Below are 25,184 nucleotides of genomic sequence, written 5' to 3' on the forward strand. Positions count from 1 at the left end.
TCGAAATTTATTAACTATTTTTCGATGCTTTAAATTTAGCTTTCGCCTCTTTGCGTAACATGCCACCTAATGAGTTACATGAACCTTTGTTAACTAATCGCCACTCACCAGGGTCGTTATCAATCGTTGATTGCCCTGCACAAGAATGAGTGCCGGCCAAGTTACCACAATCATTTTGCCCTGCTGGTGTAATGCCATAGCATCGCTCTTTCGCTACTTTTTTACGCTCTTTGTCAGCAGCTTCCGCGGTGTCGATAACACCCAGTGAAACGACAGTTGCTAGTGCGGCTGATAATGCGATTTGATGTTTCATTTAACTTCCCCTTAATTAATCGAAGTAGTATATCTTGTTAGTTGTTGAGTCTGTTTGTAAATTAAGCAACCAATTGTTTTAATGCTTGCTCTGAAATCAGACCTGAACTCTGCGCTTTTATTTCACTATTTTCTAAAACAATTACTGTTGGAATGGTTTTAATGCCAAATTTTTGGGCCAAAATAGGTAACTCGTCAACATTTGCTTTGAGTGCTTTAACATTACTCGGCAGTGTTTTAGCTATTCTGTCAAATAGTGGTGATAGTGTGTTGCAGGGCGCGCACCAAGGCGCCCAGAAATCGATCACTAACTTGTCATGGTTGATGGTAATTTCAGCAAACTCTTCTAATGAACTTAAGTTTTTTACTGTCATTACTCTGCCTCGCTAAGCTCTTGTACTGTTTTACCTTTAATGCCTGCCCAGTTGCTGTCAGATTGCGCAATATAGTGTTGCGTTTGTTGTAACCACTTTTTCTGTACCTGTTTATTTAGGTTGAGATAAAGCTTGTCAGCAATAATTTTCCATGCAGTAGGGTCGGTATCGAATTTTTTATCCATTGCCACACCAAAGGCACAGTAGCCACCATATTGTGGTGCGAACTTTTCAGGATTAGTTTTAAATAAATTGCGATGTTGTTCTGAGCTAAAGCGATAGATGGCACCTTTGTAAGTTGTCGTATAGTTAACATCGCCGGCCACAGCTTTACCTTGTGTAAAATAAGCAACTGGGTCGTATCCTTTGATTGCTAAATCATTAGCATCAGCGTTCATATCAATGTCTGCTGCAAAACTTAAACTGGCTACCGATAATAATAGACCAGTTAAAAGTGATTTAAGTGTAATGTTTGTCATGTTATTTCCTTAAGTTGGGTAAACGTTGTTGATAGGGAAATAATACTTAGGAAAACATTGGGCTTGGGCTACAATCGTCCATAGTTTCGTGCAAATCGTCCAAAGAGAGCGTTATGGATAAACTTTCTGCAGTTATTCAACAATTTACTATTCAAGCTGGCGTATTTTATACCGGGCAAGTGTGTGGCTTTTCTCCATTTGAAGATGAAAACAGTATTGAAGGTCATATTCATATATTAAGAAGTGGCCAATTGACCATCAGCCAACCAAATGAATCCAATATTGTACTTAACGAACCAAGTATTGTGTTTTTTCCGCAACCTAAATCTCATCGTTTGCAGGCAACAGAGTCTGACAATGCACAATTAGTCTGCGCGGCAGTTAAATATGGCATAGGAAAGCAGAACCCTATTACTCAAGCGTTGCCAAATATAGTCGTGTTGCCAATATCTAAAGCGCCGGGCTTAAAAGAAAGTCTTTCTTGGTTACTTACAGAGGCGCAAGGTGAAAGCTTAGGTAAACAAGTTGTGCTTGATAGGCTAATGGAGGTATTTATTATTTATCTGCTTCGCCATTTAATGACACAAGGGAAAGTTGAACAAGGTTTGTTGGCAGGCCTTGCACACCCACAGTTAAGCCAAGTGTTGATTAAGATTCATGAAAACCCTGAACATTCTTGGTCGCTAGAGGAAATGGCAGAGCTAGCGCTGATGTCTCGTTCTAAGTTTTCTCCGCTTTTTAAAGAGGTTGTTGGGCAAACTCCGAATGACTATTTAACAAGTTGGCGAGTTAATGTAGCTAAATCACTATTACTAGAAGGTAAGGCGGTTAGTTTAGTCGCTAACTTAGTGGGTTATGACAGTGGCTCAACGTTAAGTCGAGCATTTCAAAAGTTAGTAGGGGTTTCTCCTAAACTTTGGCTAGAGCAAACATTAGCTTAATTACAGCCCCATTTTCCAAACTTAGAACTAAATTTCAACCCGCATTTCAACCAAACTTTTTTTAAAGCCTAGCTTTTCATACGCTTTTATTGCAGGTGCATTATCGTTATAAACGTCTAAAAGCACCTCTGTGACACCATGTGTTTTTCCCCAAGAAAATAAGGCTTGGATTAGCTGTTGACTTATACCTTGACCTCTATATTCAGGTTGTAAAAATACAAAGCCAATATAGCCATGTCGATCAAATTTATGATGGGCAGGCGAGGGCTTTATTTTCATATAACTGCTGCCGATAAGTGTTTTTTCGACTTCTGCAACTAGCAGTTGGCACTGAGCATCGGCAATAAGCTGAATAAGGTCGTAGTAGGTAATTTCACCTTCTCTTAAGTTTTCTGCAACAGGCCGTTCAGCGGCGATAACGCCTTGTTCAAACTCTTTTAAAGCATCGATATCAGCTAGTGTTGCTGGCCTTATTTGTAAATTCGTCATCTTTTGTCGTCACAGGTGTTATTTTTTCATAAAGATACCTGATTATATCTTTAGTGGTGATAATTCCTACTGGTTTGTCTTGCTCATTCACAATAGGGATACAGGTCACTTTATGTTGATGAAAGATCTTAACCGCTGATGCTAATGAGGCATTTTTAGGTAATGAAATTACATTACGGCAAGCGACTTGATGAGCGCGCTTATTTAATGTGGCAATATCTCTGGTTGTTTCGGCAGCAAGGCCAATGTGCGGGCTGATTGCTTTTAGTAAGTCACGATCAGATAAGATACCAGCAAGTTTATTATTGCTATCCACAACAAGGATATGATGAAATTTATGTTCATTAAAAATCTCGCGAACAAGTGCAAGCCTATCATCTAAATGAACAGTGCTAACAACTGTTGTCATAAGATCGTTAACTTTCATAGACCAGTCCTAATATTGTTAACTTATTATTATTAAAGCTAATATTATATAATTTGTATAGTAATAGTGTGTTCTATTGTGTGATCAAAAAAGCGGTATAACCTTGAAGATTGATACCGCGTAAATTACTAGAGTAGAGTAATGACTAGCTATGCCGCTTGCTCTGCATCATTCTGATCTTGTTCAACTTGCCTTATTAAGTGATCAAAAGCTGATAAACTAGCGGTTGCACCAGCACCCATGGCAATAATGATTTGTTTGTATGGCGTGGTCGTAACGTCTCCAGCAGCAAATACACCTTCCATTGATGTTTCTCCTTTATCGTTAATGATAATTTCGCCACGATTAGTTAAGTCGATATCACCGTCTAGCCATTCACTATTTGGCATCAAGCCGATTTGGACAAATATACCTGAAAGTTCAATCTGATGGCTGCTGCCTGTTGCTCGGTCAGTATACTGTAAGCCGGTTACTTTACTACCATCACCTAATACTTCAGTAGTTTGAGCTTGGGTAATAATGGTAATGTTGCTCATAGAGTTTGCTTTACGTTGTAGCACTTCATCTGCACGAAGTTTGGTATCAAATTCAAGTACCGTAACGTGTTCAACGATGCCTGCTAGGTCAATTGCCGCTTCTATACCTGAATTACCACCACCGATTACAGCAACTTTCTTGTTTTTGAATAACGGACCGTCACAATGCGGACAATAAGCAACGCCTGAGCCTGAGTATTGGGCTTCACCTGGCACATTCATTTTTCTCCAACGTGCACCCGTTGCCAAAATTACACTTTTACTGCTTAATGTCGCACCATTATCTAATTCCACGTTTATCATGCCGTCTTTTGATATCTTGCTTGCTTTGGCTCCGGTCATAATGTCTACATCATAGTCCTTTACGTGCTCTTCAAGGCTAGCAACTAATTTTGGACCTTCGGTTTTCTTTACCGAGATAAAGTTTTCAATGCCAACGGTTTCCAGTACTTGTCCACCAAACCTGTCGGCAACAATACCTGTTTTTATACCTTTACGTGCGGCGTACACCGCTGCTGAAGCACCTGCTGGCCCGCCACCAACAATAAGTACGTCAAAGTCATCTTTTTCATTTAACTTTTCTGCTTGGCGAGCATCTGAGTTGCGATCTACTTTTTTCAAGATATCACTTAGCGTTATGCGACCTTGTGAAAAGCTTTCGCCATTTAAGTAAACACTAGGTACTGCCATAATATTGCGTGATGAAACTTCTTGTTCAAATAACGCACCGTCTATCATGGTATTGGTAATGTTTGGGTTTACGGCTGCCATTATGTTTAGCGCTTGAACAACGTCGGGGCAGTTTTGACAGCTTAATGAAATATAGGTATCAAAATGAAGCTCGCCTTCAAGTGATTTAATTTGTTCTATTTCATCTTCAGTAATTTTTATTGGATGACCACCGCTATGCAACAAGGCCAATACTAGCGAGGTAAATTCATGCCCTAAAGGGATGCCTGCAAACGCTAATTTCGAACCTGATTCTGATACAACAGTCATTGAAGGCAATCGAGCACTGTGGTCAGTATTCGTTTTAATATTTATGAGTGGTGATAGCTTTACAATTTCACCGGCTAATTGACTTAATTCATTAGATTTTTTGCTGTCATCTAGTGCAAGGCTCAAGGTAACTTGCTTGTTGATGTTAGCTAAATAAGTTGTTAATTGTGCTTTTAGTTGTTCGTTTAACATAAAATACTCCTACATCGAACAGATGACAGATAAAGTGTTTGAAAAGAGGCCTGGCGTGACTTTAGGAAAAGAAGAATGCACGCCAAACCTAAGTTGAACATATGAAACTAGGAGTATCAGGAGAACAATACGCTCTCCTTTTACCTTTGGTTCACTATTTTCTAGGAAAATTAATTAAATTTTACCTACAAGGTCTAATGATGGTGCTAATGTCTCTTCACCTGGTGTCCAAGCCGCAGGACAAACTTCACCGTCGTGTTCTGCTACATATTGTGCCGCTTGTATCTTGCGCACTAATTCTGATGCAGAGCGGCCTATACCTAAGTCGTGAATTTCCGCTACTTTGATTTCGCCTTCAGGGTTAATCACAAACGTACCGCGAAGTGCTAAACCATCTTCTTCTATCATTACACCGAAGTTGCGAGAAATGCGGCCAGTTGGGTCACCAATCATTGGGTAGTTAATTTTTCCTATTGTGTCTGAACTGTCATGCCATGCTTTATGCGTGAAATGTGTATCTGTAGACACTGAGTAAACCTCAACACCCATTTCTTGTAACTTCGCGTAGTGGTCTGCCATATCACCTAACTCTGTAGGACATACGAAAGTAAAATCTGCTGGGTAGAAGAAAACTACCGACCATTTGCCTAATAGGTCTTGTTCACTTACTTCTACAAAGTCACCTTTGTGAAATGCAGTTGCGTTGAATGGTTGTAATTGTGTGTTGATAATTGATTGAGTCATTTTATTTCTCCAATAGTTTGTTGACTAAGTTCTTTTCTTAAATAAAAGGTTAAAAAGTCTGTTTGATTGCTACGGGAGAAATAATAAAAAACTTTAGAGTATTATTAAAATTGCTTAATTAGATTGTTGTAATCGATAAAATCGATTAGCTGGCGAGATAGGCAAGATTGAACCTTGCTTGCGTTTAATCCTTTGTCGCATACACTTATATTCAGAGTGTATTAAATTGCGTAATACCGATGAATTTTAACTACTTACAGATAGTAATTGCTTTGATTATTTGTGTATGCCCAATACAAGTTATAAGCAAAGAACATGTAACGCTTGGGATTAATAGTTCGACGAGTAAAGGGTTTTATTACCAAGATAATAAATTACATGGAGAATATGGTGGCCAGTTACAGTGTGTATTAGATAAGCTGTCTATCCATTTTGAACAAAAGTTATTACCAGTTGCTAGATTAGTGGCCTCTATAGAGACTGGCGTTGTCGATGTCGCGGTTGGTTTAGCGCGCACCGTTCAAAGAGATAAAAGTGGTCATTACTCAGAACCGGTAATGACAGTGCCTTATGCTTTAATTAGCGGAGCGGTGGTATTTAGTTCATCGCATGATATAAGAGGTAAGTCGTTAGCTGTACTCAGATCGTCGAATATGGTACCCATGGCGATAGAGTATGGTGGTAAACCACATGAGTTGAGTAATTATCCGCAAATTATAAAAATGGTACTAAGTAAACGTGTTGATGGCGCTTTAGTACCTGAGAATGTAATTTCTTCGCTAAATAAAGAACAATTAGATTCGATTAAGTTTTTTATATTAAAAGAAGAGTCAGTAGGGTTTTATGTTTCTCGCAAGTCACCACACCGTCAACAGTTAATTAACTTAATCAATGCCAATGTTCAAGCATGTAAATAAAGTTTTATCAGTACTAAACATACAACCACATCATAAAGTAATGACAACTTGCCCCACCTAATACAAACAAATGCCAGATAGCATGATTGAAAGGGATCTTTTTCTGTACATAGAATATAACGCCTAATAAATAAACTGCACCACCTGCGGCTAGCAGTGCTAATCCGCCACCAGAGAGTTCTTGGTATAGCCGATGAATAATCGTTAGCGAAATTAATCCCATACCAATATAAGTGATAAGCGACACCGCTTTATATTTATGACCGCAGATTACTTTAAAGGCTATGCCTCCTATGGCTATTGACCAAACAATTGCTAGCATGCTGTAACCAAGCGTACCTTTAAGAGTGATAAGCAATAGAGGAGTATAAGTACCGGCAATTAATAAATAGATTGCGCAATGATCAAATAATTTAAAGAGCTTTTTAGCTTGTTCATGGACAAAAGCATGATAAAGAGTCGATGATAAAAATAGTAAAACTAAGGTTGCGCCATAGATGGCAAAGCTAGTGATTCGGGTTGGGTCTTGTGAAATTGTCGCATAGGTAACTAATAAGGTTAAGCCTGCAACACTGAGTAAAGCACCTAAGCCGTGACTTACTGCGTTCGCTATTTCTTCAGCTATGCTGTATTGGTTTAGTTCAGCCATGATTAGTTTTCTTACTTACTTAATTTTGAGTGTACATGTGTACGCTGAATTTTAGCAGAGGATGAATAATTATCATAGAGGTCTGACCATAAAATTACCATTGATTTTATTTTTACGTGCAATAGACATAAAAAAAGGAGCTTATTAGCTCCTTTCTCTATGATGTACTTAGAATGTTTACCAGATTTTCACACGCTTTTCAGGCGCGATATACATAGCATCGCCTTCTTTGACGCCAAAGGCTTCATAGAATTCATCCATGTTTGACAATGAGCCAATAGCACGAAACTCTGCAGGCGAGTGTGAGTCTGTTGCTACACGGTTACGTAGTGCTTTTTCGACATATTTAGCACGCCAAATTTGTGCAAAGCCCATGAAGAAGCGTTGATCGCCTGTTAAATTGTCAATCACAGGTGCCTTCTTACCGTTTAATGAAGCTTTGTAGGCTTTATACGCGATAGTTAAGCCTGATAAATCGCCAATGTTTTCACCTAATGTCAGCTTGCCATTGACATGCAAATCTTCAAAGACTTGATAGCCGTCATATTGCTTAACAAGGTTGCCTGCACGTTTAGTAAATTCCGCTAAGTCTTCTTCTGTCCACCAGTTCTTAAGGTTGCCTTCTGCATCGTAACGACTACCTTGATCGTCAAATCCATGGCCCATTTCATGACCAATAACAGCACCGATTCCGCCATAGTTTACTGCGTCGTCTGCTTCCATATTGAAAAATGGTGGCTGAAGAATAGCAGCAGGGAATACAATTTCATTTACTGTTGGGTTGTAGTATGCATTTACAGTTTGAGGTGTCATACCCCATTCCCACTTACGAATTGGGCCGCCTAATTTCTCGACATCTTTATGATGAGAAACTTTACCTGAACGCATGATATTGCCAATTAAATCGTTTCCTTTAATGGTTAGTGATGAATAATCCTCCCATTTATCGGGATAACCAATTTTTGGCGTAAAGGCTGCAAGCTTAACGTGTGCTTGTTTCTTTGTATCTGCAGACATCCATTCTAGTTCGTCAATTGAACTGCCGTAAGCACTGCGTAAGTTCTCTACTAAAACACTCATACGAGATTTTGCTTCTGGCGTAAAGTGGCGAGAGACATAAACCTTACCAATAACTTCGCCTAAATTGCTGTTTACTACGCTTACTCCACGTTTCCATTGAGGGCGTTGTTCTTTACGGCCGTTTAACTGCTTAGAGAAAAATTCAAAATTTTCTTTATCTAAATCTGTAGTAAGGTAGCTAGCAAAAGTACTTAACGTGTGGAATTTTAGATAAATTTTCCAATCAGCTATGGAAGTGCTTTTAATAATTTTACCTAAGCCTTCTACGAAATCTGGTTGGTTAACAATTAAATCTGTTTGTTTAGCGACGCCTTGAGCGGCTAGGTATGCTTGCCAATCGATATTCTCCGATACACTATCTAATTCGCTAACGTCAAATTTGTTATAACGTTTTTCGCTGTCTCTTGATTGAACTCGTGTCCAGTGATGGTCAGCCATTTGAGTTTCAAGTGCTAAGATAGCTTCTGCAGCCTTGTCACCTTCAGCAAAACCTGATAATTCAAACATCTTGGCGATATGTGCTTTATAGCCAGCGCGTAAGTTGGCAAAGCGTTCAGCTTCATTAAAGTAATAATCTTTGTCAGGTAAACCTAAGCCACCTTGCCAAACATGTGTGGCATAACGTGAAGAATCTTTTGCATCAACGCTTATATATAAATAAAGCGGAGATGTTACACCAACTGATTGATATTTACCAAAAAACTCCATTAAGTCTTGTTTGGATTTTAACGCGTTAATATCCGTTAAGATTGATTGAATTGGTGTGATGCCTAGACCATTACGTGTCTCTTGATCCATGTAAGAGCGGAATAAATCAGCTACCTTTTGTTCGTCGCTACCACTTTTTAAATTTGGCGTAGAGGCAAGCTCTTCAATAATCGCTTTTACATTTTTATCAGCGTCGTCACGTAAGTCATAGAATGATCCAATAGTTGTTTTATCACCTGGAATTTCATTGCGTTTTAGCCAGCCGCCGTTTACGTAGCGATAAAAGTTATCTTGTGGGCGTATGGTTAAATCCATGTTGGCTTTGCTAACACCAGAAGCCAATGCTGTATGTTGAATACCTGTTTCTTGTTGAACTTTTTGCAGGGCTTGATCAGTGCTATTACAGCCTGATAATAACAGTAGAGAAGAACATACTGCGGTTGTTAAAATTGTTTTCATTGTCATACTCATGTGTGAACTCTATCGCACATGATATTAACGACATGCCTAGCACAAAGCTAGTTTTGTTAACTTATCATTAACATTTGCTGACATTTTATTGTATCAATACAATTACACTAGCTAGGAAATAAAATTATTGTCTGTTCGCTGCTGATAAAAACACATTCACCGCACATTCGCACATTTCTTCAATGCTACTAGCATCGGCATAGACACCATCTATTAATAACCTAGCGATGCCATGCATGGTGCCCCATGTTACTTGAGCTAATCTCAACGTGTTTTCCCCTTCGGGTAAAATGCCATTTTCTTGCCAAGTTTTGGTCATTTCTACTTGGTGCTGAAAAACAGGGTAAGCGACATCGCGCAGATCTTGGTTAGACTTGTCGTGTTTCCATAGTGTCGAACCAAACATTAAGTCATAAAGTGCAGGGTTATTAGCAGCAAAATCAATATAGCGAAAGACGAATTGGCGATATCGCTCATTAATGGCAACATTAGCGTTATTGAAAATTTCTTGTTCGATTTCACGCCAAGTTACGAAGCCTTGTGCGGCCACAGCACACAGTAAATCATGTTTATCTTTAAAGTGGTGATAAGTTGCCGTTCGCGATACTCCCACTTTCTCTGCGAGTTTTCTTAAAGAGAGTGCTTCAACGCCGCCTTCTTTGATAGTTTCTGTCGCGGCATCTAATAAGCTTGGTCTTAAGTCACCATGATGGTATTTATTTTTTGTAGTCATTTTATAATGTTTTTCTTGATCTAACCGCGACATTTGCAAAGATTAAACCTGCAACTAACGACATGAATATTAAGAAGGTTTGCGAACCTATATTCGTGGTATTAAGAATATCTTGTCCTGAGACTGCAGAGTTAAGCCCAATATACACTTTACTACCAGGCACTAAAACGACTAATCCAAGCAACATTACAATACTACTTGGTAAATTCATAAGTCGAGAAAACAAGTTGCTGTAAACACCTAAAGCAAAAGCGCCAGCAAATGCACCTAAAGCAAAACCTAAGTATGGAGTTGCCAACAAGGTGGCACCATAAGCTACATAGCCAGAGATAATACCCCATGGAGCATCTTTCTTACGTACTTGGAATAAAATTACTAAGCTGATTGATAAGGTGGTTACTGCCACCCATGAAGTCCAACTTGGTGTCGCCTCAGGTTGAATGTATTCTCCTGTGCCCCAGAGCAATGTACCTAGTGCAATACCAAGTGCTGCGCCAAAATATAGTTTAAATAACACCATGATGGCATCCATAATGCGCGCTGTACCCGAGATGAGGTGTCTAGCGGCTAGTTCAGATAAGCCAAGCGTTAGTGACAAACCGGGTATAAAAGCGATTATTGCCGAGAGAATAATTAATGGCATATTCACGTAAGGATCGAAATTGGAAATTAACGAAGCTAACATTGCACATACTAATGCAGACATGGGTTCTAACATTTCGGTAACACGCTTTGAACGCTCTGACCAAAACACAAATAAGCAAACGATAAAGCCAAGCAGGGTTGCCCAGAATACGTCGTTCCAGCTGGTATGCATTAACATGGCAAATGCGCCACTTGATGCGCCAAAGGCAAAAAAGCTGAGCGCTTTGCCATATGGATTAGGTTTGTTGTATATATCTTCCAGGCGTTCGTTAGCTTCTTCCAATGAACGGGTACCAGAACTAAGCTCATCGACTAATTCATCGGTACGAGCCAACGAGCCTAAATCTAAATCTCCGGGTTTAACGCGAACCAAATAGTTATGTTCATTTAGCTCTTCATCAATAAGTACGAAAGTCAATGCTGTAGGGGTGATGATAAACGACGCTTTTATGCCTAAAAAGCTAGCTACATTTTGCAAATGCGCTTCAGAGCGGAAAGAGTTGGTTCCAAACTTATGAAGTGCTTTGCCCAAGCTAATGATAAAGCGTCTTTTCTGTTTAAATTCTGCACTTTGTATCACTGGCTTTTTATCCTTATTTTCAATTACTTTGACTATGGTAAACAATTATTGATATTTTTAAAGGTAAATGTGAATTCAGTAAATTAATTGAATAGAATTCAAGCGAGTGTGGAGTTGAAATAATGGCGTTATTGGTAATATTACTATGTGTATTTGCTGTGGTTGCGTTGATGGTAGTTTTCGGTGAAAAATTTGGTAAGCCGATCGATGTGAAAACACAAAACAAATATAGTAAATGGATAATGATATTAGTATTTGCTTCGTTGTTTATTGCGCTTTTTAAAAATTTATTGGCTTAACCAATTAAAGTTATTTTGTTGAATAAAGTTGCCGTTAGCTGAATAAGTTATTTCGGTCACCTTAAATTTTCCTTTACTATCTAAAGTAATTACACAAGAGGAACGAGTTCCATAGCCATCTCCTTGGATAAATATGGCGCTTAGCTTTCGTTCCCATTCTAATCCTATGCCAGTAGAAGGGAGTAAGTCATCTGAAGCTTGTTCTTTATCTTTTAATAGCATCAGTAGCTCTTCATGTGATATGTCATTATTGCTCGTCACATAGTGTTCCAGTGCTTGTTCTCCTTTAGCCATTTTCGGCCATTTATCGTCGAGAGAGCCATTACACAAACTAAAAAAGCCTGAAGTTAGCGTGGTAAATTGATGCTTTGTGCTGTCGAAGCAAACAAGCCCATGCTGATCGCCATATAGCAAATTAAATCCTTGGTATTGCGCTGCTTGTTTGTCTAAATGATTTACAAGTGACTCCATTGGGTCAGTTAGTGCTTTTAAGACAAGTTCTCCACGACTTTTAAATTCTCCTACTTTTAAAGGTAGTTTTCGGTAGTTAGTTAATGCTGAGAAATGGCCATTTTTGGTGAGTCCTAACCAAGTGCCTAGCCCTTGTAAATCTTTACCGGCTAATATTTCAGTTTGTCGCCACCAATGCATTTCTTGTGTAGGTCTTTCATGAAATTCATCACGGTTTGCGGCAATAATTAGCGGATAGTTTGGGTGTTGATTTAACGCAACAAATAAAATGCACATTGGCTTTAAATAGGTTTTTCGAATAATTACTTATAACTTAGCGCAATCAGCACTTTAACTAAAGCAGTGGCTAGGCTAAAGTTAGCGGCATAACCAATAAGAGAATTGAACATGTTTGAACTACCTACTATAAGCTTAAAAGGCAAGGTGTCTGAAACTGAATGGCAAATGCGTATCGATTTAGCTGCGTGTTATCGATTAGCTTATCTTTACGGTTGGGATGACCTAATTTATACCCATATTTCAGCTCGCATTCCGGGAACTGATGAGTTTTTGATTAATGCATTTGGATTGACTTTTGATGAAATAACGGCGTCAAATTTAGTAAAAATCGACATTGATGGCAATATTTTAGATATCGAAAGCCCATATGAAATCAACCCTGCTGGATTTACTATTCATAGTGCAGTGCATGCGGTAAGACATGATGCGATTTGTGTAATGCATTTACATACCAATGAACTGATTTCAGTAGCTTCATTAAAGGAAGGATTACTACCATTAAGTCAGTATTCTGCGTTTGCACTGGCCTCATTAAGCTATCATGGCTATGAAGGGTTAGCAGTTAATGAAGACGAAAAAGCTCGTCTACAAGCTGATTTGGGTACAACTAATTTTATGTTATTAAGAAACCACGGTGGTTTAACGTGCGGTCAAACTATAGGTGATGCGTTTATGCATATGTATGATCTAACAAGAGCCTGCCAGGTTCAGTTGCAAGTGATGGCAACTGGTGCAGAAGTTATTGAAGTGGAACAAAGTATCGTCGACGGCATAAAAGCCCAAGCTAATGTTGTACATACCGGTTTAACCGGTGGTCAAAAATCTTGGCCGTCGATGTTAAGAAAAGTTTATCGCATGGACCCTAGTTTCGCTGAATAAGCGTCGAGTGATCAACTTAGTAAAAAACTAAAGCAATTTAAAGTAAGAACAGAATAAAGAGATAATAAATGAAAATTACCCACGTAGAAATTTTTGATATTCATTGTCCTGAGCGCCCACCGTGGAACCCTGTATTTATCAGAATTCATACCGACGAGGGTATTCATGGCGTTGGTGAAGCGGGTCTTGCTTATGATTGGGGACATAGCGCAGCAGCGGCAATGATCAAAGAAATTGCTGAAGCGGTACTTATAGGTTTTAATCCGTTTAATACGGAGCAGTTATGGTCTCGTATGCTTAGGGAAAGCTTTTGGGGGCTAGGTGGCGGTCCTGTGCTATATGCAGCAATGAGTGCCATAGATACCGCTTTATGGGATATCAAAGGTAAAGCGTTAGGCTTACCTGTTTATCAATTACTTGGTGGTAAAACCAACGGTAAACTTCGAACTTATGCTAGCCAATTACAATTCGATTGGGATAAAGAGTGTAAGAAACTTATAGAGCCTGCTGAGTACGCTGAAGCGGCACTTAAAGCCATAGCTGAAGGCTATGACGCTGTAAAGGTTGATCCAATCGTTTATGACGCCAACGGCGAGTCTTCTTTTGATCGCACAAAGTTATTTACCAAACCGCAAATGCGTTTATTTGGCGATAGATTAAGGGCAATTCGTGATGCGGTAGGAGAAGATGTTGATATTATTTTCGAATCTCATTCACTGATGGGCGCGGCTTCTGCTATTCAAATGGGTGAAGTTATCGAAGAAGTCGGTTGTATGATGTACGAAGAGCCGGTTAACTATTTAAATTCGAAAGTGCATAAAAAAGTATCAGATAGAGTGAATGTTCCGATAGCAGGTGGTGAGCGTTTATACCATCGTTGGGATGTTCGTCCTTATTTTGAGGACCAAAGTATTGATGTGCTCCAGCCTGACGTTGGCTTATGTGGTGGTTTTACCGAAGCTAAGAAAGTGTGCGATTATGCGGATACATACGATATTCGTATTCAAGCGCATGTTTGTGGTGGCCCAGTAGCAACAGCGGCATCACTGCATTTAGAAACTGCCATTCCGAATTTTTTAATTCATGAACACCATACATATGCAATTAAGTCATGGAACCGTGAACTATGTATTCAAGACCCTCAACCCAAAGATGGCTTCTTTGAAGTATCAGAGGAGCCAGGTTTGGGCATTGAGCTTAACGATGACATCGTTAAACGTTCGCCAAACGTTACGGTGAAATAATGTCTGTTATCCAAGAAAATAGCTTTGGTAAAGTAAAGCAACTTCCATTGGGGAGCGAATTAGAACAATTAGTCATTGAACATAATGTCTGCCAAGCTCGGTTGAGTTTGTACGGCGGGCAAGTGCTGTCATGGCAACCTGTTGACCAGAAAGAAGTGTTTTGGCTGTCTAATGGCGCTCTTTATCAAAACGGTAAAGCCATTCGTGGTGGTATTCCTATTTGTTGGCCTTGGTTTGGTGGCTACGAAAGTGCAGGTAATCATGGCTTTGCACGGCAAGTTTTATGGCAGTTATCTCGACTGGAAATTAGCGAAGAAACTGTGCTTATAGAAATTGTTTGGCAAGGAGAAGCTCAACATGAATTATGGCCTTATGCCGCAAAAGTTACGCAACGTTTTGTTTTTGGCCTGCAGTTTGAACAACACTTTACCATTGAAAACCTCGGTCTGAAAGAGTTTGCGTATACTGGCGCTTTGCATAGTTACTTTTCGGTTAGTGACCCTGAAAATGTTACGGTTCCAGGGTTAGATGGCGCAGGCTTTGATTGCAAGATTACTGGCAATAAGCAGCAAAAAGATAAACTTAACAATGTCACTGGCCCGTTGGATCGAATTTATTACAGTAGTGAAGCTATGACAATTGTTGATAGGCAAGCTGGGCGCTCAATTGTACTAACACCAATTAACGTGAATAACTGGGTATTGTGGAACCCCGGAAGAGAAACTGCACAGACAATGAATGATATCCATGATGGTGGCGAAAACGAATATGTTTGTTTAGAAGCGGCTAATACCGATTGGCAAAATGTTAACGCAGGGCAATTGGTTAAATTTGGACAGGTAATATCAATAGAGTCTATTTAATCTCACGAAAGTCATTTACTTCAAAAGAGTCTGAAGCCATTTCATTGCTTCGGACTTTTCATTAAAGCTTTTAGTGGTTTGTTGGTTTACTGATGGCGAAAGTGATTTAATCAAATTGGTAGTAACTTCGGATCGCACAACAAAAGCTTTTGCTACCAGTGATGTTGAATTTAGCCATTGATTATGTTGTTCGACAATTTGATAGGCTTCTGGTGTACCGCCCTCCAGTTTAGTGTTGTCTACTAAAATGGCATATTTATTCTCGTGAAAGCTCTCTACAACTTTTTCCACTCCTTGTGCATAGGTGTTTGCGCCTAAATCATTAAAAGCACCTGTTAAGGTGGCTATAATAATATTGCCCTGGCATTCGATATGTACACACCCGTGTTGGTTTTGGATCAAATTGCGCTCTAATGTGATTATGTTTTTTGCTAGTTTACATCTTCTGACAGCTTAATTATTTAGTCAATATTTTAAGCAGTTTAACTAACCTATCCTTAGGTGCTTAGCAATTAACATCTGGGTGAAAGGTATCTTAAGATAAAAGCCTCTAGGCAATGTTTTAAATGGCCTCCCGTGTTTATCAAAGGCGTCAGTTTTGGCTTTGCTATTTGCGGCTTTAGGTCTTAACTGCATCACCTGCCCATGTCGGCCATTAATATTTTCAACTTCACCGAGTACGATCATGTCGGTAAGTTCTTGCCAATCGCAGGCAAGTAGGTTTTCTTCTTCTGGTGACGGTGACCAAAGAAATGGTGTCGCCACTATTCTCTCTGGTATTGGAATGTCACGTTCGGCAACAATAGGCACCCAAAGTACTCGTGAAAGCTTATTTTTAACATGACTGTTTTGCCAATTTGAACCTACCATCCCTGTTAGTGGAGCGACACTGACAAACGTCGTCTCTAAAGGCTTACCTTGGCGATTAATTGGTATTGTTTTTAACTCGATGCCGAGTTCAGGAAAATCAGGTTCTGGCTTAGAACCTGCAGTAGCACCTAAGGTATATTCAAGTAACAGACCAGGCCAACCTTTATCTCGATTAAGGTTTTTAGGAACGGTAATATTTGCTTGTTGCGCAATTTCGCCTAAAGAAAGACCTGCTAAACTTTGCGCCTTTTCAATTAATGCTTGTTCGCTTGCTGGAATATTTTCAACGGGGGTGATCATTTAGCTTGGCCACTTTATAACTTGCCTGCATTCTAACCTACTTAAATAAAAAGCAAAAAATAATCTGATGATTTATTTGCTCGTGTTCCAATATTGTGGAAGAATCAATTCATAAAGAATATTTTACTGGGAGTTCCTGTGATAGATGCCGAAGGCTATCGAGCCAATGTCGGCATAGTAATAATCAATGACAGGGGACAAGTATTTTGGGCAAGAAGGTTTGGACAACATTCATGGCAATTTCCTCAAGGGGGAATCGACGAAGGTGAGTCAGCAGAAAAAACACTTTATCGAGAACTATACGAAGAAGTGGGATTAAAGCCTGAACACGTTAAAATTGTTGGACAAACAAAGCATTGGCTGAGATACAAATTACCGAAGAGATTTATTAGACACGACAGTAAACCTGTTTGCATTGGTCAAAAACAAAAGTGGTTTTTGTTAAAGCTTGTTGCAGATGAATCGGCAGTTAATTTATTGCATTCATCGCATCCAGAGTTTGATGACTGGCGTTGGGTTAGTTATTGGTATCCTGTTCGCCAAGTGGTGTCTTTTAAGAAAGACGTTTATCGAAAAGTGATGAAAGAGTTTGCATCAACGGCTATGCCGTTTCATCGCCATGAACGAAAGAAGCGTAGAAACTGATTATTATTATGTTTATCAATCGCTTACCTTTTTAGGTGAGCGATTTCATTTTTACATGATGGAGTAAATTTTCCTATCAATCACTAAAGCATGATCTGCTGCTTTGCAAAAGGGATTACATGTTAACCACCTTACGCCGAATAGTACTGGAATTTAGTCAAGAACCTGAACTTGAATCAGCGTTGAAAAAGCTCGTCTCGCAAGTAAAACAAGCAATGGTAACCGACTGTTGTTCAATATATCTTGCCGATTATCAGCACCAGCACTTTTTACTAATGGCATCTGACGGTTTAGCGAAAGACTCTCTTGGTCATACTCGTATTGGTTTTACTGAAGGTTTAGTCGGCCTTGTTGGCCAAAGAGAAGAACCCTTAAATATTGCAAATGCACAAGCGCATTCACATTTTAAACACTCACCTGAAGTAAAAGAAGATGAACTAAACGCTTTTCTTGGAACGCCAATTATTCACCAAAGAAAGGTAATTGGTATTCTGTCTATCCAACAAAAAGTAGCAAGACATTTTGATGAAAATGAAGAGGCGTTTCTAGTCACGCTTGCCGCGCAACTAGCGACGGTAATAGCGACGACGAATAAGCACATAAATGACGCGGCCAATGAGCTACATTCTTTTAGGCAGCTAAAAGGGGTCGCCGGTTCAGCAGGTGTCGCAATGGCACCAATGAAAGTCATTCAACCTCGTGCAGATTTAAATAAATTACCTTTACAAAAGGTGTATGCCAGTGTTGAACAAACACAGCGATTCATCAAAGCGATAGCAAAAACTCGAATCGATTTTGATGCAATGAGCATGAAACTAGCCAATGTAGTATCTAAAGATAGTTTAGATATTTTTGAGGTCTATAAACAGCTTCTTGATAGCGCTAATATTGGTACAGAGGTTGAAGAAAAAATTAAATCTGGCTGGTGTGCAGAAAGCGCATTAAAGTTAGTTATAGATCACTATGCGGTGCAATTTGAAGCATTAGAGGAACAATACTTAAGAGAGCGAGCTAGCGATATACGTGACTTAGGTAATCGTATTTTATTTAACTTACAACAATTGTCTTTATCGTCTGAAAAATTACCCGCCGAATTTATCTTAGTTGCCAACGATGTTACTGCTTCTATGATTGCTGAATATCAGCATCAAGGCTTAAAAGGAATCGTTTCATTAACTGGCTCAAATAATTCCCATGCCGCTATTTTAGCTAGGGCTATGGATTTACCTGCAATAATGGGCGTGAGTTCATTACCACTGAGCCAATTAGATCACCAACAAGCAATACTTGATGGATATAGTGGTGATTTGTTTATTTCACCAGACAATACACTCATTCAGGAATACCAGCATTTAATTGAAGAAGAAACGGCGCTAACTGAGAAGGTTAAGTCTGTTGCTAACTTACCAGCAATTACACCCGATGGAAGGCCGATAGAGTTGGTGTTAAATGCAGGGTTAAGCGCTGGTTTTGAGCACTCACAGAAAGTGGGAGCGGTAGGGATTGGTTTATATCGAACCGAAATTCCATTTATGAATCGTAGCTGTTTTCCTTCAGAGCATGAGCAAACATTATGGTACAAAGAAGTGCTTGCTGCTTTTCCGACTCAAGCCGTTACTATGCGTACGCTCGATGTTGGCGGTGATAAAGCGTTACCATATTTTCCTATCAGCGAAGACAACCCGTTCTTGGGGTGGCGCGGAATACGTATTACATTAGATCATCCTGAAATATTTCTCCTACAAATTAGGGCAATGATCAGAGCCAATATTGGTCATAATAACTTAGAAATTATGTTGCCAATGATTACCAGTGTTACAGAAGTTGATGATGCCGTACGATTGATTAATCAAGCCTATCATGAGTTGTGTACTGAGTTTAATGAGCGACTGACGAAGCCTAGAGTGGGCATAATGCTAGAAGTGCCTGGTGTCATTTATCAATTAAAGGAGTTGGCTCAAAGAGTAGACTTTTTCTCAGTCGGTAGTAATGACTTAACACAATATTTATTAGCCGTAGATCGTAACAATGCTCGGGTCGCCACTATTTATGATTATTATCATCCGTCAGTTTTACGTGCATTAAACGTAATTGCTCAAGAATCGACCAATTATCTTGTGCCATTAAGTTTATGTGGTGAATTAGCAAGTGAACCTGCAGGTGCTCTGCTATTATTAGCAATGGGCTATGATAAATTGAGTATGAACTCACACAATGTTGCCCGAGTTAAATGGGTTATTCGTCATGTAGAAATGCAACGAGCAAAAGTTATGCTGTCACATGCATTAACCTTGAGTACAGCAAAACAAGTTCACAATTATTTGAATGAGCAGCTAGAACAATTGGGCCTTGGTGGCTTTGTTCGTGCTGGTATGTAGTTGGTTTATTCGCATTCATGCTTACAACATTTTTTATTGCTTGCCTTTTATTAGGGGCGTTAGTTGGTTTTTTAGCTGGCCTACTCGGTATCGGTGGTGGGCTAGTTATTGTACCTGCGCTAGTCTATCTGTTACCGCAAGTAGGCATTGAAGCAAACCTCATTATGCCTGTCGCGTTAGGGACTTCTTTAGCGACCATAGTGCTAACTTCAATGTCGGCTGTTAGGGCGCACCATAAAAATCGAAATATTCCATGGCAGTTGACTCGGCAAATTATGGCTGTAGTTGCTCTTGGCGCTTTACTCGGTGCATTTATCGCTGATGAGCTGTCAAGTCAGACTCTTGCCTATATCTTTGCTTGCGCGGTGACTTTACTTGCTATCTACATGTTGGCGTCTATAAGACGAAATAAAACACGAGATATGCCAAGTAATCTTGTCTTTCAAGGTGTCGGTTTGTTTACTGGTGTTATGGCAAGTCTTATGGGCATAGCAGGTGGCGCTATTCTTATTCCAATACTAAGTTATTTTGGCGTTCAGATGCGCCAAAGTATCGGTGTCGCTACAGCGTGTGGGTTAATCGTGGCTTTGTTTGGATCTCTTGGGTATTTTATTACCGGACTTGATCAGGATAATTTGCCTGGATTAAGCCTTGGCTATATATACTTACCGGCATTGGTAGGAATAAGTTTAACTTCTTCTTTATTTGCTCGTTATGGCGTTAAATTGGCGACTAAACTTCCTGTGCGCACTTTGAAGAAATGCTTTGCTGTATTCTTGATGATTGTTGCAATTAAAATGGCTGTGTAAACGAGTAAAATTGCCTAGTAATCGACTGTGAAAATCGGCATAATTCCAGCATAATTTTAATAACGAATTTATCGACCTAAGGTCGATGATAACTATCATTAATGTCATCTCAATTTATTCAATTTCCTGAAATCGACCCAATTATTTTTAGTGTAGGGCCATTGGCAGTGCGCTGGTATGGGCTAATGTATTTAATTGGCTTTGTTGCAGCAATGTATATTGCAAATCGCGCAGCAGATAAAAGCAACGGGCAATGGACCAGAGAGCAAGTCAGTGACTTGTTATTTTATGGCTTTCTTGGTGTCATATTAGGTGGCCGCGTTGGTTATGTGTTGTTTTATCAATTTGAATACTTTTTAGCAGATCCTTTATATTTATTTAAAATTTGGGAAGGTGGTATGTCCTTCCATGGAGGATTGCTTGGCGTTATTACTGCTGTATTTTTGTTTGCTCGCAAGACAAACAAGGCTTTTTTCGCGGTAGGTGACTTTGTGGCTCCGTTAGTTCCAATTGGCTTAGGTATGGGCCGAATAGGTAACTTTATTAATGCCGAGTTATGGGGTAGACAGACAGATGTTGCTTGGGGAGTTGTTTTTCCAAATGATCCTCTACAAGTACCGCGCCATCCTTCGCAGCTTTATGAATTTGCTTTAGAAGGTGTCGTATTATTCGCCATTTTGTATTGGATTGTTCGTAAACCAAGAACACTAGGGCTAGCTTCAGGCACGTTTTTAATTGGTTATGGCGCATTTAGAACCTTTATAGAGTTTTTCAGGGAGCCGGATGCGCACTTAGGGTTCATCTTTAGTGGTATTACACAAGGCCAGATATTGAGTGTCCCTATGGTCATTGCCGGTGTGGCAATTATTCTAATTGGACGCAATATTCACGCAAAATCAGCTGTTAAAGCTGACAGTTAAGGTAATCAAATAATGAAACAATATTTAGATTTATGTCAACGTATTGTTGATGAAGGTGTTTGGGTTGAAAATGAACGTACCGGTAAACGTTGCTTAACCGTGATAAATGCTGAGCTCAATTATAATGTCGGCAATAATGAATTCCCATTAATTACAACACGTAAAAGTTACTGGAAATCAGCAATTGCCGAAATTATTGGCTATTTGCGTGGCTACGATAATGCTGATGATTTTAGACGCCTTGGAACCAAAACTTGGGATGCTAACGCTAATGAAAATCAAGCATGGTTAGATAACCCTCATCGTAAAGGAATTGACGATATGGGTCGTGTCTATGGCGTACAGGGTCGTGCATGGGCCAAACCTGATGGTGGCCATGTCGACCAGTTTAAGAAAATCGTCGATAATTTATCTCGTGGCATTGACGATCGCGGTGAAATATTGTCTTTTTATAATCCAGGTGAATTCCATATGGGCTGCCTACGTCCTTGTATGCATACTCACAACTTTTCTTTGTTAGGTGATACGCTTTATTTAACCAGTTATCAACGCAGCTGTGACGTACCGCTAGGCCTCAATTTTAACCAAATACAAGTTTACGTGTTGTTAGCGTTAGTCGCGCAAATAACTGGACTAAAAGCAGGTATGGCTTATCATAAAATTGTAAATGCACATATTTATGAAGACCAATTGGATTTGATGAAAAACGTGCAACTTAAGCGAGAGCCGTTTGCCGCACCAAAACTGCAAATTAACCCAGAGATAAAATCTTTGAAGGATTTGGAAACTTGGGTAACTATGGATGACTTCTCAGTTGAAGGCTATCAACATCACGAACCGATTCAGTATCCATTCTCAGTTTAGTATGTATAGTTAAAAGGGCTTTTAGCCCTTTTTTAATGTCTTATATAACCTGAAATTTGTCACAAATTCCGATAGTTAACCTGATAAAAATTTAATAAGCTATTTGCAATACTTAGTGGTTTTAAAAATAACAATAAATATTAGGAGTAAACATGAATATGAACTTTGATTTGGCTATTACTGGCTTATATGCCAGTTTATTAGCGATGTTATTTGTCGCCTTGTCCTTTAACGTTATTCGATTTCGTCTTAAACATAAGGTTGGTATAGGTTCTAATGGTGTTAAAGAACTCGATCAAGCTGTCAGAGTTCATGGTAATTTTTCTGAATATATACCGCTCGCCTTAATCGTTTTAGCTGCACTGGAGCTTGGAGGACTAGAAGACACATGGTTGCATGCTTTTGGAGCTACTTTGTTCGCTGGTCGAGTACTACACGCGATAGGTTTAAGCAAAACTGTTGCGACTTCATTACCGCGTTTTATCGGCACCTTATCAACCTTTATTACCTTAGTAGCGATGGCGATAACTTTTATCGTCAGTCATTATTTATAAAGCTACAACCAGTAACAGTTCATTGAACTGTTACTGGCTTATTTATCCAGTAACATGCCGATATGTGGGATACCATCTTCTAAGTACATCTCGGTTACTTGCTTAAATTGATGTTGCTGATAGAAGTTTGAAAGGTGTTGTTGAGCCGAAATCTTAATCGTCTTTTCGCTGAAATGTGTCTGACAGGCATTAATACCGACCCTAACTAGCTCGTGACCAAGCCCTGTCCCTCTTGCTGATTCTGCTATGATAACTCGCCCAATACTATTGTATTGTTCATAAGTTGTTCCTTTAGGGAGAATACGCAAATAACCTAATATTTTGCCATTTTCATAACAAAATACGTGTAGAGTTTGGGGGTGCCTATCTAACTCATCTAAATCGGGGTAGTAGCAAGTTTGCTCAACAACAAACACGTCAATACGTAACTTCAAAAAGTCGTAAAGTTCGTCAGTGGTTAACTGACCAAATGATTTTATTTGCCAATCCATATTTAATCTTTGCAAATTACATAAAGCAATATTGAAACATGAAACACAAAGCTTATCTATATCTAGACTAACTCGCTTTTTGAAGAACCTGTAAATAACCTTCGTAGCTTTTGCTCTCTAGGTAGTCCAAAATTTCCTTTTTGTACTGCGCTATATCTAGATCCGGAAATTCACTTGCGGTTACTGTAGATATTTCACTAGGAGCTAAAAATAGAATATAACCAAGAGGTAAAAATTGAGGGTTAAAGTCTTTTTGGTAGATAGTGGCTCTAATTTGATGAGCTGAATAGTAAATTTGTTTACCGTAGCGCTTTTCAAGCGTAGGTAGTAACTTAGTGCCGTATTTTTTGATAGACCAATATTTTAACATTGCCATTCCTTAGCGATAGTGCATCGTCCCTAATACAGGCTGAGGATTATACAAAAATGTTATGGCAATGCAACTTAATAATTCCTAACTTTAGCTAACTCTTTGAACTTTGGTTTAATATTTTTATTTTACTTTTATCTACGAAAAAACCGGCTTGTTGGTACGCTTTGGTGATTGCGCCTTTACTTCTTAAGGCCTTTAATCCTATATTTATGGCCTTAAATGCTTCTTTCCCGTAAATGTGTTTTTTACTAATGACAAAATGGCGGCTATCTTCCAGCGCAATGGCGACTCCAGGTACAGGAATCAAGTGGATATTCTCTAAGGTAAAGCTTTTGTCTGGTGTCGAATGAAAAGGCATTAACATGAAGTCGACCCAGCCCATATTTACCATGCGAGCCATACTTAGCCATTCATCTTCTCTAACCAATTTCCTTAGTGGTAATGCATCGAGCGTTTGCCAATCTGTTCGCCATTTAGGTGTCGATACCGCTGTAAACTTGGCTAAGTCTTCGAGTTTATCTATTGATAATACATCTACTCGTTTAGGTGGCGTATAGATACCTGCAACATATTCACCATTTCGAATGACTGGTGCCGAAATGTGTAAATTGTCTTGCATAGTCAAAGCGTCCTTAAGCCAATAAGAGTCGAAGCTTATTAATAACTTTCCTGCTTCAAGCATCTTTGTATTTCTAAAGTTAACTTTGCCTGAGGCATATTGAAATGTGTGCTCAAACCCGCCAAGCTTTAAGGCTTGTTGGGCGATGATCATATCGACTACATCACGACGAATAGTCTTGCCAGAAAAAGACTTAATTTCGAGTACTTCACGTCCTTTAATAAAAGAAATGTAGTCTTCGTAAACATCGTCACGTATATAGATAAGGATGTTGTCAGCAACAACCGAAGTAGAAATGGACAATAAGAATAAAAGGCTTGTAATAAACTTCATACTATACAAGGCAATATTGAGTTACTTACTTAAATATAGCGGCTGGCAGAGATTTGGCAAAATCTACCAGCGACAATTTTCGAGTGGTTACAACTGTTATTTACTATGACGCTTTTGTAATACTGCCATAACTTCAGAAAGGTTCACTTCTTTGTCTTGCAGCAACACTAATGTGTGGTAAAACAAATCTGCGCATTCTCCAAGCAAATCTTCTTTAGTTTCAGCTACAGCTGCTAGCGCTACCTCTACGCCTTCTTCTCCTACTTTTTGAGCCACTTTAGTGGTACCTCTTGATAAGAGTCTTGCAGTGTAGCTTTCGTCAACAGGATCGTTTTTACGCTCGCCGATATATCGTTCGAGATATGAGATGAAATTTTGTTGAGTTAACTTTTGCTCGGAAAAGCAACTTTCGGTGCCTAAGTGACAAGTTGGTCCGTTAGGTTTTACTGAAACTAATAAACTATCTTGATCGCAATCTGTCAGTACTTGCTGGACGTCTAATGTGTATCCTGAACTTTCACCTTTCATCCAAAGGCGCTGTTTCGAACGGCTATAAAAAGTGGCTTTACCTGACGTTATTGTCGCACTAAGAGCTTCTTGATTCATATACCCTTGCATCAATATCGCACCAGTAGCGGCATCTTGGATAATAGCAGGTATTAGGTTGTCCATTTTTTGCCAAGCAAGAGAAGCTATATTGTCATTATTAATAATCAT

Annotated in this window: 30 protein-coding genes; 12 read left to right on the forward strand and 18 right to left on the reverse strand. The window is 39.2% G+C overall.

Going from position 1 to position 25,184, the window contains the following annotated elements; genetic code table 11:
• Positions 1-10: 10 nt before the first annotated feature.
• The 3 genes from HII17_RS06955 to HII17_RS06965 all read right to left on the reverse strand — a co-directional run bounded on the left by HII17_RS06955 (position 11) and on the right by HII17_RS06965 (position 1,165).
• Positions 11-313: a BufA1 family periplasmic bufferin-type metallophore gene (locus HII17_RS06955; protein ID WP_169074617.1), complete on the reverse strand. Its 303-nt coding sequence runs from the start codon at positions 311-313 to the stop codon at positions 11-13.
• A gap of 61 nt (positions 314-374) precedes the next feature.
• Positions 375-686, reverse strand: coding sequence for a thioredoxin family protein (locus HII17_RS06960; RefSeq protein WP_169074618.1), 312 nt, complete (start codon positions 684-686; stop codon positions 375-377).
• Positions 686-1,165, reverse strand: coding sequence for a YHS domain-containing (seleno)protein (locus tag HII17_RS06965; RefSeq protein WP_169074619.1), 480 nt, complete (start codon positions 1,163-1,165; stop codon positions 686-688). The genes HII17_RS06960 and HII17_RS06965 overlap by 1 nt, the downstream gene beginning before the upstream one ends.
• A 113-nt stretch (positions 1,166-1,278) precedes the next feature.
• Here HII17_RS06965 and HII17_RS06970 point away from each other — a divergent pair, with 113 nt between their 5' ends.
• On the forward strand, positions 1,279-2,106 hold the full coding sequence (locus HII17_RS06970; RefSeq protein ID WP_169074620.1) for an AraC family transcriptional regulator: 828 nt from the start codon (positions 1,279-1,281) through the stop codon (positions 2,104-2,106).
• Between the two features lie 27 nt (positions 2,107-2,133).
• Here HII17_RS06970 and HII17_RS06975 read toward each other — a convergent pair whose 3' ends face one another.
• The 4 genes from HII17_RS06975 to ahpC all read right to left on the reverse strand — a co-directional run bounded on the left by HII17_RS06975 (position 2,134) and on the right by ahpC (position 5,493).
• Positions 2,134-2,595 (reverse strand): GNAT family N-acetyltransferase, encoded by a 462-nt coding sequence (locus tag HII17_RS06975; RefSeq protein WP_169074621.1) that lies wholly within the window; start codon positions 2,593-2,595, stop codon positions 2,134-2,136.
• Positions 2,558-3,022, reverse strand: coding sequence for a CBS domain-containing protein (locus tag HII17_RS06980; protein WP_169074622.1), 465 nt, complete (start codon positions 3,020-3,022; stop codon positions 2,558-2,560). Before HII17_RS06980 ends, HII17_RS06975 begins: the two co-directional genes overlap by 38 nt.
• 149 nt (positions 3,023-3,171) lie before the next feature.
• Entirely contained in the window at positions 3,172-4,749 is a 1,578-nt protein-coding gene (ahpF, locus tag HII17_RS06985; protein ID WP_169074623.1) for an alkyl hydroperoxide reductase subunit F, read from the reverse strand.
• Between the two features lie 174 nt (positions 4,750-4,923).
• Positions 4,924-5,493 (reverse strand): alkyl hydroperoxide reductase subunit C, encoded by a 570-nt coding sequence (ahpC, locus tag HII17_RS06990; protein ID WP_169074624.1) that lies wholly within the window; start codon positions 5,491-5,493, stop codon positions 4,924-4,926.
• 239 nt (positions 5,494-5,732) lie between these two features.
• Here ahpC and HII17_RS06995 point away from each other — a divergent pair, with 239 nt between their 5' ends.
• A complete protein-coding gene (locus HII17_RS06995; RefSeq protein WP_169074625.1) occupies positions 5,733-6,410 on the forward strand; it encodes a substrate-binding periplasmic protein in 678 nt (225 codons plus the stop codon).
• A 13-nt stretch (positions 6,411-6,423) separates the two neighbouring features.
• Here HII17_RS06995 and trhA read toward each other — a convergent pair whose 3' ends face one another.
• From trhA to HII17_RS07015, 4 genes are all read right to left on the reverse strand, one after another.
• On the reverse strand, positions 6,424-7,059 hold the full coding sequence (trhA, locus tag HII17_RS07000; RefSeq protein WP_169074626.1) for a PAQR family membrane homeostasis protein TrhA: 636 nt from the start codon (positions 7,057-7,059) through the stop codon (positions 6,424-6,426).
• A 177-nt stretch (positions 7,060-7,236) separates the two neighbouring features.
• Positions 7,237-9,306 (reverse strand): M13 family metallopeptidase, encoded by a 2,070-nt coding sequence (locus HII17_RS07005; RefSeq protein WP_169074627.1) that lies wholly within the window; start codon positions 9,304-9,306, stop codon positions 7,237-7,239.
• A 136-nt stretch (positions 9,307-9,442) separates the two neighbouring features.
• Positions 9,443-10,051, reverse strand: a complete 609-nt coding sequence (locus tag HII17_RS07010; RefSeq protein WP_235938664.1) for a TetR/AcrR family transcriptional regulator — start codon at positions 10,049-10,051, stop codon at positions 9,443-9,445.
• Position 10,052: 1 nt separating this feature from the next.
• Positions 10,053-11,273 (reverse strand): threonine/serine exporter family protein, encoded by a 1,221-nt coding sequence (locus HII17_RS07015; protein ID WP_169074950.1) that lies wholly within the window; start codon positions 11,271-11,273, stop codon positions 10,053-10,055.
• Positions 11,274-11,398: 125 nt separating this feature from the next.
• On the opposite strand from HII17_RS07015, the gene HII17_RS07020 reads away from it, so the two are divergent.
• A complete protein-coding gene (locus HII17_RS07020; RefSeq protein ID WP_169074629.1) occupies positions 11,399-11,575 on the forward strand; it encodes a hypothetical protein in 177 nt (58 codons plus the stop codon).
• On the opposite strand, the gene HII17_RS07025 is transcribed toward HII17_RS07020, so the two are convergent.
• The gene (locus tag HII17_RS07025) at positions 11,564-12,322 is read right to left on the reverse strand and encodes an NRDE family protein (RefSeq protein ID WP_169074630.1); all 759 of its coding nucleotides are present in this window, start codon (positions 12,320-12,322) and stop codon (positions 11,564-11,566) included. The genes HII17_RS07020 and HII17_RS07025 overlap by 12 nt on opposite strands.
• Before the next feature lie 111 nt (positions 12,323-12,433).
• Between HII17_RS07025 and HII17_RS07030 the strand changes: the two genes are divergently transcribed.
• The 3 genes from HII17_RS07030 (at position 12,434) to HII17_RS07040 (ending at position 15,311) form a co-directional block, all read left to right on the forward strand.
• Positions 12,434-13,204, forward strand: coding sequence for a class II aldolase/adducin family protein (locus HII17_RS07030; RefSeq protein WP_169074631.1), 771 nt, complete (start codon positions 12,434-12,436; stop codon positions 13,202-13,204).
• Positions 13,205-13,272: 68 nt separating this feature from the next.
• Positions 13,273-14,448 (forward strand): mandelate racemase/muconate lactonizing enzyme family protein, encoded by a 1,176-nt coding sequence (locus HII17_RS07035; protein WP_169074632.1) that lies wholly within the window; start codon positions 13,273-13,275, stop codon positions 14,446-14,448.
• A complete protein-coding gene (locus HII17_RS07040; protein ID WP_169074633.1) occupies positions 14,448-15,311 on the forward strand; it encodes a D-hexose-6-phosphate mutarotase in 864 nt (287 codons plus the stop codon). Before HII17_RS07035 ends, HII17_RS07040 begins: the two co-directional genes overlap by 1 nt.
• 15 nt (positions 15,312-15,326) lie before the next feature.
• Here HII17_RS07040 and HII17_RS07045 read toward each other — a convergent pair whose 3' ends face one another.
• Complete coding sequence (locus HII17_RS07045) at positions 15,327-15,713, reverse strand: DUF7793 family protein (RefSeq protein WP_169074634.1); 387 nt, start codon at positions 15,711-15,713, stop codon at positions 15,327-15,329.
• A gap of 84 nt (positions 15,714-15,797) precedes the next feature.
• The gene (gene mutH / locus HII17_RS07050) at positions 15,798-16,481 is read right to left on the reverse strand and encodes a DNA mismatch repair endonuclease MutH (RefSeq protein WP_169074635.1); all 684 of its coding nucleotides are present in this window, start codon (positions 16,479-16,481) and stop codon (positions 15,798-15,800) included.
• A 138-nt stretch (positions 16,482-16,619) separates the two neighbouring features.
• On the opposite strand from mutH, the gene rppH reads away from it, so the two are divergent.
• The 6 genes from rppH to HII17_RS07080 all read left to right on the forward strand — a co-directional run bounded on the left by rppH (position 16,620) and on the right by HII17_RS07080 (position 22,651).
• On the forward strand, positions 16,620-17,126 hold the full coding sequence (rppH, locus tag HII17_RS07055; RefSeq protein WP_169074636.1) for an RNA pyrophosphohydrolase: 507 nt from the start codon (positions 16,620-16,622) through the stop codon (positions 17,124-17,126).
• A gap of 119 nt (positions 17,127-17,245) precedes the next feature.
• Positions 17,246-19,504: a phosphoenolpyruvate--protein phosphotransferase gene (ptsP, locus tag HII17_RS07060; protein WP_169074637.1), complete on the forward strand. Its 2,259-nt coding sequence runs from the start codon at positions 17,246-17,248 to the stop codon at positions 19,502-19,504.
• 17 nt (positions 19,505-19,521) lie between these two features.
• Entirely contained in the window at positions 19,522-20,313 is a 792-nt protein-coding gene (locus HII17_RS07065; protein WP_169074638.1) for a sulfite exporter TauE/SafE family protein, read from the forward strand.
• A 101-nt stretch (positions 20,314-20,414) separates the two neighbouring features.
• Positions 20,415-21,233 carry a prolipoprotein diacylglyceryl transferase gene (lgt, locus tag HII17_RS07070; RefSeq protein ID WP_169074639.1) on the forward strand — a complete coding sequence of 273 codons (819 nt, stop codon included), beginning with the start codon at positions 20,415-20,417 and terminating at the stop codon, positions 21,231-21,233.
• Between the two features lie 12 nt (positions 21,234-21,245).
• A complete protein-coding gene (locus tag HII17_RS07075; RefSeq protein ID WP_169074640.1) occupies positions 21,246-22,097 on the forward strand; it encodes a thymidylate synthase in 852 nt (283 codons plus the stop codon).
• A gap of 152 nt (positions 22,098-22,249) precedes the next feature.
• Positions 22,250-22,651: an MAPEG family protein gene (locus HII17_RS07080; RefSeq protein WP_169074641.1), complete on the forward strand. Its 402-nt coding sequence runs from the start codon at positions 22,250-22,252 to the stop codon at positions 22,649-22,651.
• A 38-nt stretch (positions 22,652-22,689) separates the two neighbouring features.
• Here HII17_RS07080 and HII17_RS07085 read toward each other — a convergent pair whose 3' ends face one another.
• From HII17_RS07085 to hisIE, 4 genes are all read right to left on the reverse strand, one after another.
• Positions 22,690-23,142, reverse strand: a complete 453-nt coding sequence (locus tag HII17_RS07085) for a GNAT family N-acetyltransferase (RefSeq protein WP_169074642.1) — start codon at positions 23,140-23,142, stop codon at positions 22,690-22,692.
• Positions 23,143-23,209: 67 nt separating this feature from the next.
• Complete coding sequence (locus tag HII17_RS07090) at positions 23,210-23,512, reverse strand: DUF6559 family protein (RefSeq protein ID WP_169074643.1); 303 nt, start codon at positions 23,510-23,512, stop codon at positions 23,210-23,212.
• A 94-nt stretch (positions 23,513-23,606) separates the two neighbouring features.
• On the reverse strand, positions 23,607-24,467 hold the full coding sequence (locus HII17_RS07095; protein WP_235938665.1) for a hypothetical protein: 861 nt from the start codon (positions 24,465-24,467) through the stop codon (positions 23,607-23,609).
• Positions 24,468-24,563: 96 nt separating this feature from the next.
• Positions 24,564-25,184, reverse strand: a complete 621-nt coding sequence (gene hisIE / locus HII17_RS07100; RefSeq protein WP_169074644.1) for a bifunctional phosphoribosyl-AMP cyclohydrolase/phosphoribosyl-ATP diphosphatase HisIE — start codon at positions 25,182-25,184, stop codon at positions 24,564-24,566.

Source organism: Thalassotalea algicola, assembly GCF_012932965.1.
Classification (GTDB): Bacteria; Pseudomonadota; Gammaproteobacteria; order Enterobacterales; family Alteromonadaceae; genus Thalassotalea_F; species Thalassotalea_F algicola.

Bases quoted from the DNA above. Each gene is read 5' to 3' on its own strand.
- HII17_RS06955 (WP_169074617.1), bottom strand. From the start codon at position 313: ATGAAACATCAAATCGCATTATCAGCCGCACTAGCAACTGTCGTTTCA.
- HII17_RS06960 (WP_169074618.1), bottom strand. From the start codon at position 686: ATGACAGTAAAAAACTTAAGTTCATTAGAAGAGTTTGCTGAAATTACC.
- HII17_RS06965 (WP_169074619.1), bottom strand. From the start codon at position 1,165: ATGACAAACATTACACTTAAATCACTTTTAACTGGTCTATTATTATCG.
- HII17_RS06970 (WP_169074620.1), top strand. From the start codon at position 1,279: ATGGATAAACTTTCTGCAGTTATTCAACAATTTACTATTCAAGCTGGC.
- HII17_RS06975 (WP_169074621.1), bottom strand. From the start codon at position 2,595: ATGACGAATTTACAAATAAGGCCAGCAACACTAGCTGATATCGATGCT.
- HII17_RS06980 (WP_169074622.1), bottom strand. From the start codon at position 3,022: ATGAAAGTTAACGATCTTATGACAACAGTTGTTAGCACTGTTCATTTA.
- ahpF (WP_169074623.1), bottom strand. From the start codon at position 4,749: ATGTTAAACGAACAACTAAAAGCACAATTAACAACTTATTTAGCTAAC.
- ahpC (WP_169074624.1), bottom strand. From the start codon at position 5,493: ATGACTCAATCAATTATCAACACACAATTACAACCATTCAACGCAACT.
- HII17_RS06995 (WP_169074625.1), top strand. From the start codon at position 5,733: ATGAATTTTAACTACTTACAGATAGTAATTGCTTTGATTATTTGTGTA.
- trhA (WP_169074626.1), bottom strand. From the start codon at position 7,059: ATGGCTGAACTAAACCAATACAGCATAGCTGAAGAAATAGCGAACGCA.
- HII17_RS07005 (WP_169074627.1), bottom strand. From the start codon at position 9,306: ATGAAAACAATTTTAACAACCGCAGTATGTTCTTCTCTACTGTTATTA.
- HII17_RS07010 (WP_235938664.1), bottom strand. From the start codon at position 10,051: ATGACTACAAAAAATAAATACCATCATGGTGACTTAAGACCAAGCTTA.
- HII17_RS07020 (WP_169074629.1), top strand. From the start codon at position 11,399: ATGGCGTTATTGGTAATATTACTATGTGTATTTGCTGTGGTTGCGTTG.
- HII17_RS07025 (WP_169074630.1), bottom strand. From the start codon at position 12,322: ATGTGCATTTTATTTGTTGCGTTAAATCAACACCCAAACTATCCGCTA.
- HII17_RS07030 (WP_169074631.1), top strand. From the start codon at position 12,434: ATGTTTGAACTACCTACTATAAGCTTAAAAGGCAAGGTGTCTGAAACT.
- HII17_RS07035 (WP_169074632.1), top strand. From the start codon at position 13,273: ATGAAAATTACCCACGTAGAAATTTTTGATATTCATTGTCCTGAGCGC.
- HII17_RS07040 (WP_169074633.1), top strand. From the start codon at position 14,448: ATGTCTGTTATCCAAGAAAATAGCTTTGGTAAAGTAAAGCAACTTCCA.
- mutH (WP_169074635.1), bottom strand. From the start codon at position 16,481: ATGATCACCCCCGTTGAAAATATTCCAGCAAGCGAACAAGCATTAATT.
- ptsP (WP_169074637.1), top strand. From the start codon at position 17,246: ATGTTAACCACCTTACGCCGAATAGTACTGGAATTTAGTCAAGAACCT.
- HII17_RS07065 (WP_169074638.1), top strand. From the start codon at position 19,522: ATGCTTACAACATTTTTTATTGCTTGCCTTTTATTAGGGGCGTTAGTT.
- lgt (WP_169074639.1), top strand. From the start codon at position 20,415: ATGTCATCTCAATTTATTCAATTTCCTGAAATCGACCCAATTATTTTT.
- HII17_RS07075 (WP_169074640.1), top strand. From the start codon at position 21,246: ATGAAACAATATTTAGATTTATGTCAACGTATTGTTGATGAAGGTGTT.
- HII17_RS07080 (WP_169074641.1), top strand. From the start codon at position 22,250: ATGAATATGAACTTTGATTTGGCTATTACTGGCTTATATGCCAGTTTA.
- HII17_RS07085 (WP_169074642.1), bottom strand. From the start codon at position 23,142: ATGGATTGGCAAATAAAATCATTTGGTCAGTTAACCACTGACGAACTT.
- HII17_RS07090 (WP_169074643.1), bottom strand. From the start codon at position 23,512: ATGTTAAAATATTGGTCTATCAAAAAATACGGCACTAAGTTACTACCT.
- HII17_RS07095 (WP_235938665.1), bottom strand. From the start codon at position 24,467: ATGAAGTTTATTACAAGCCTTTTATTCTTATTGTCCATTTCTACTTCG.
- hisIE (WP_169074644.1), bottom strand. From the start codon at position 25,184: ATGATTATTAATAATGACAATATAGCTTCTCTTGCTTGGCAAAAAATG.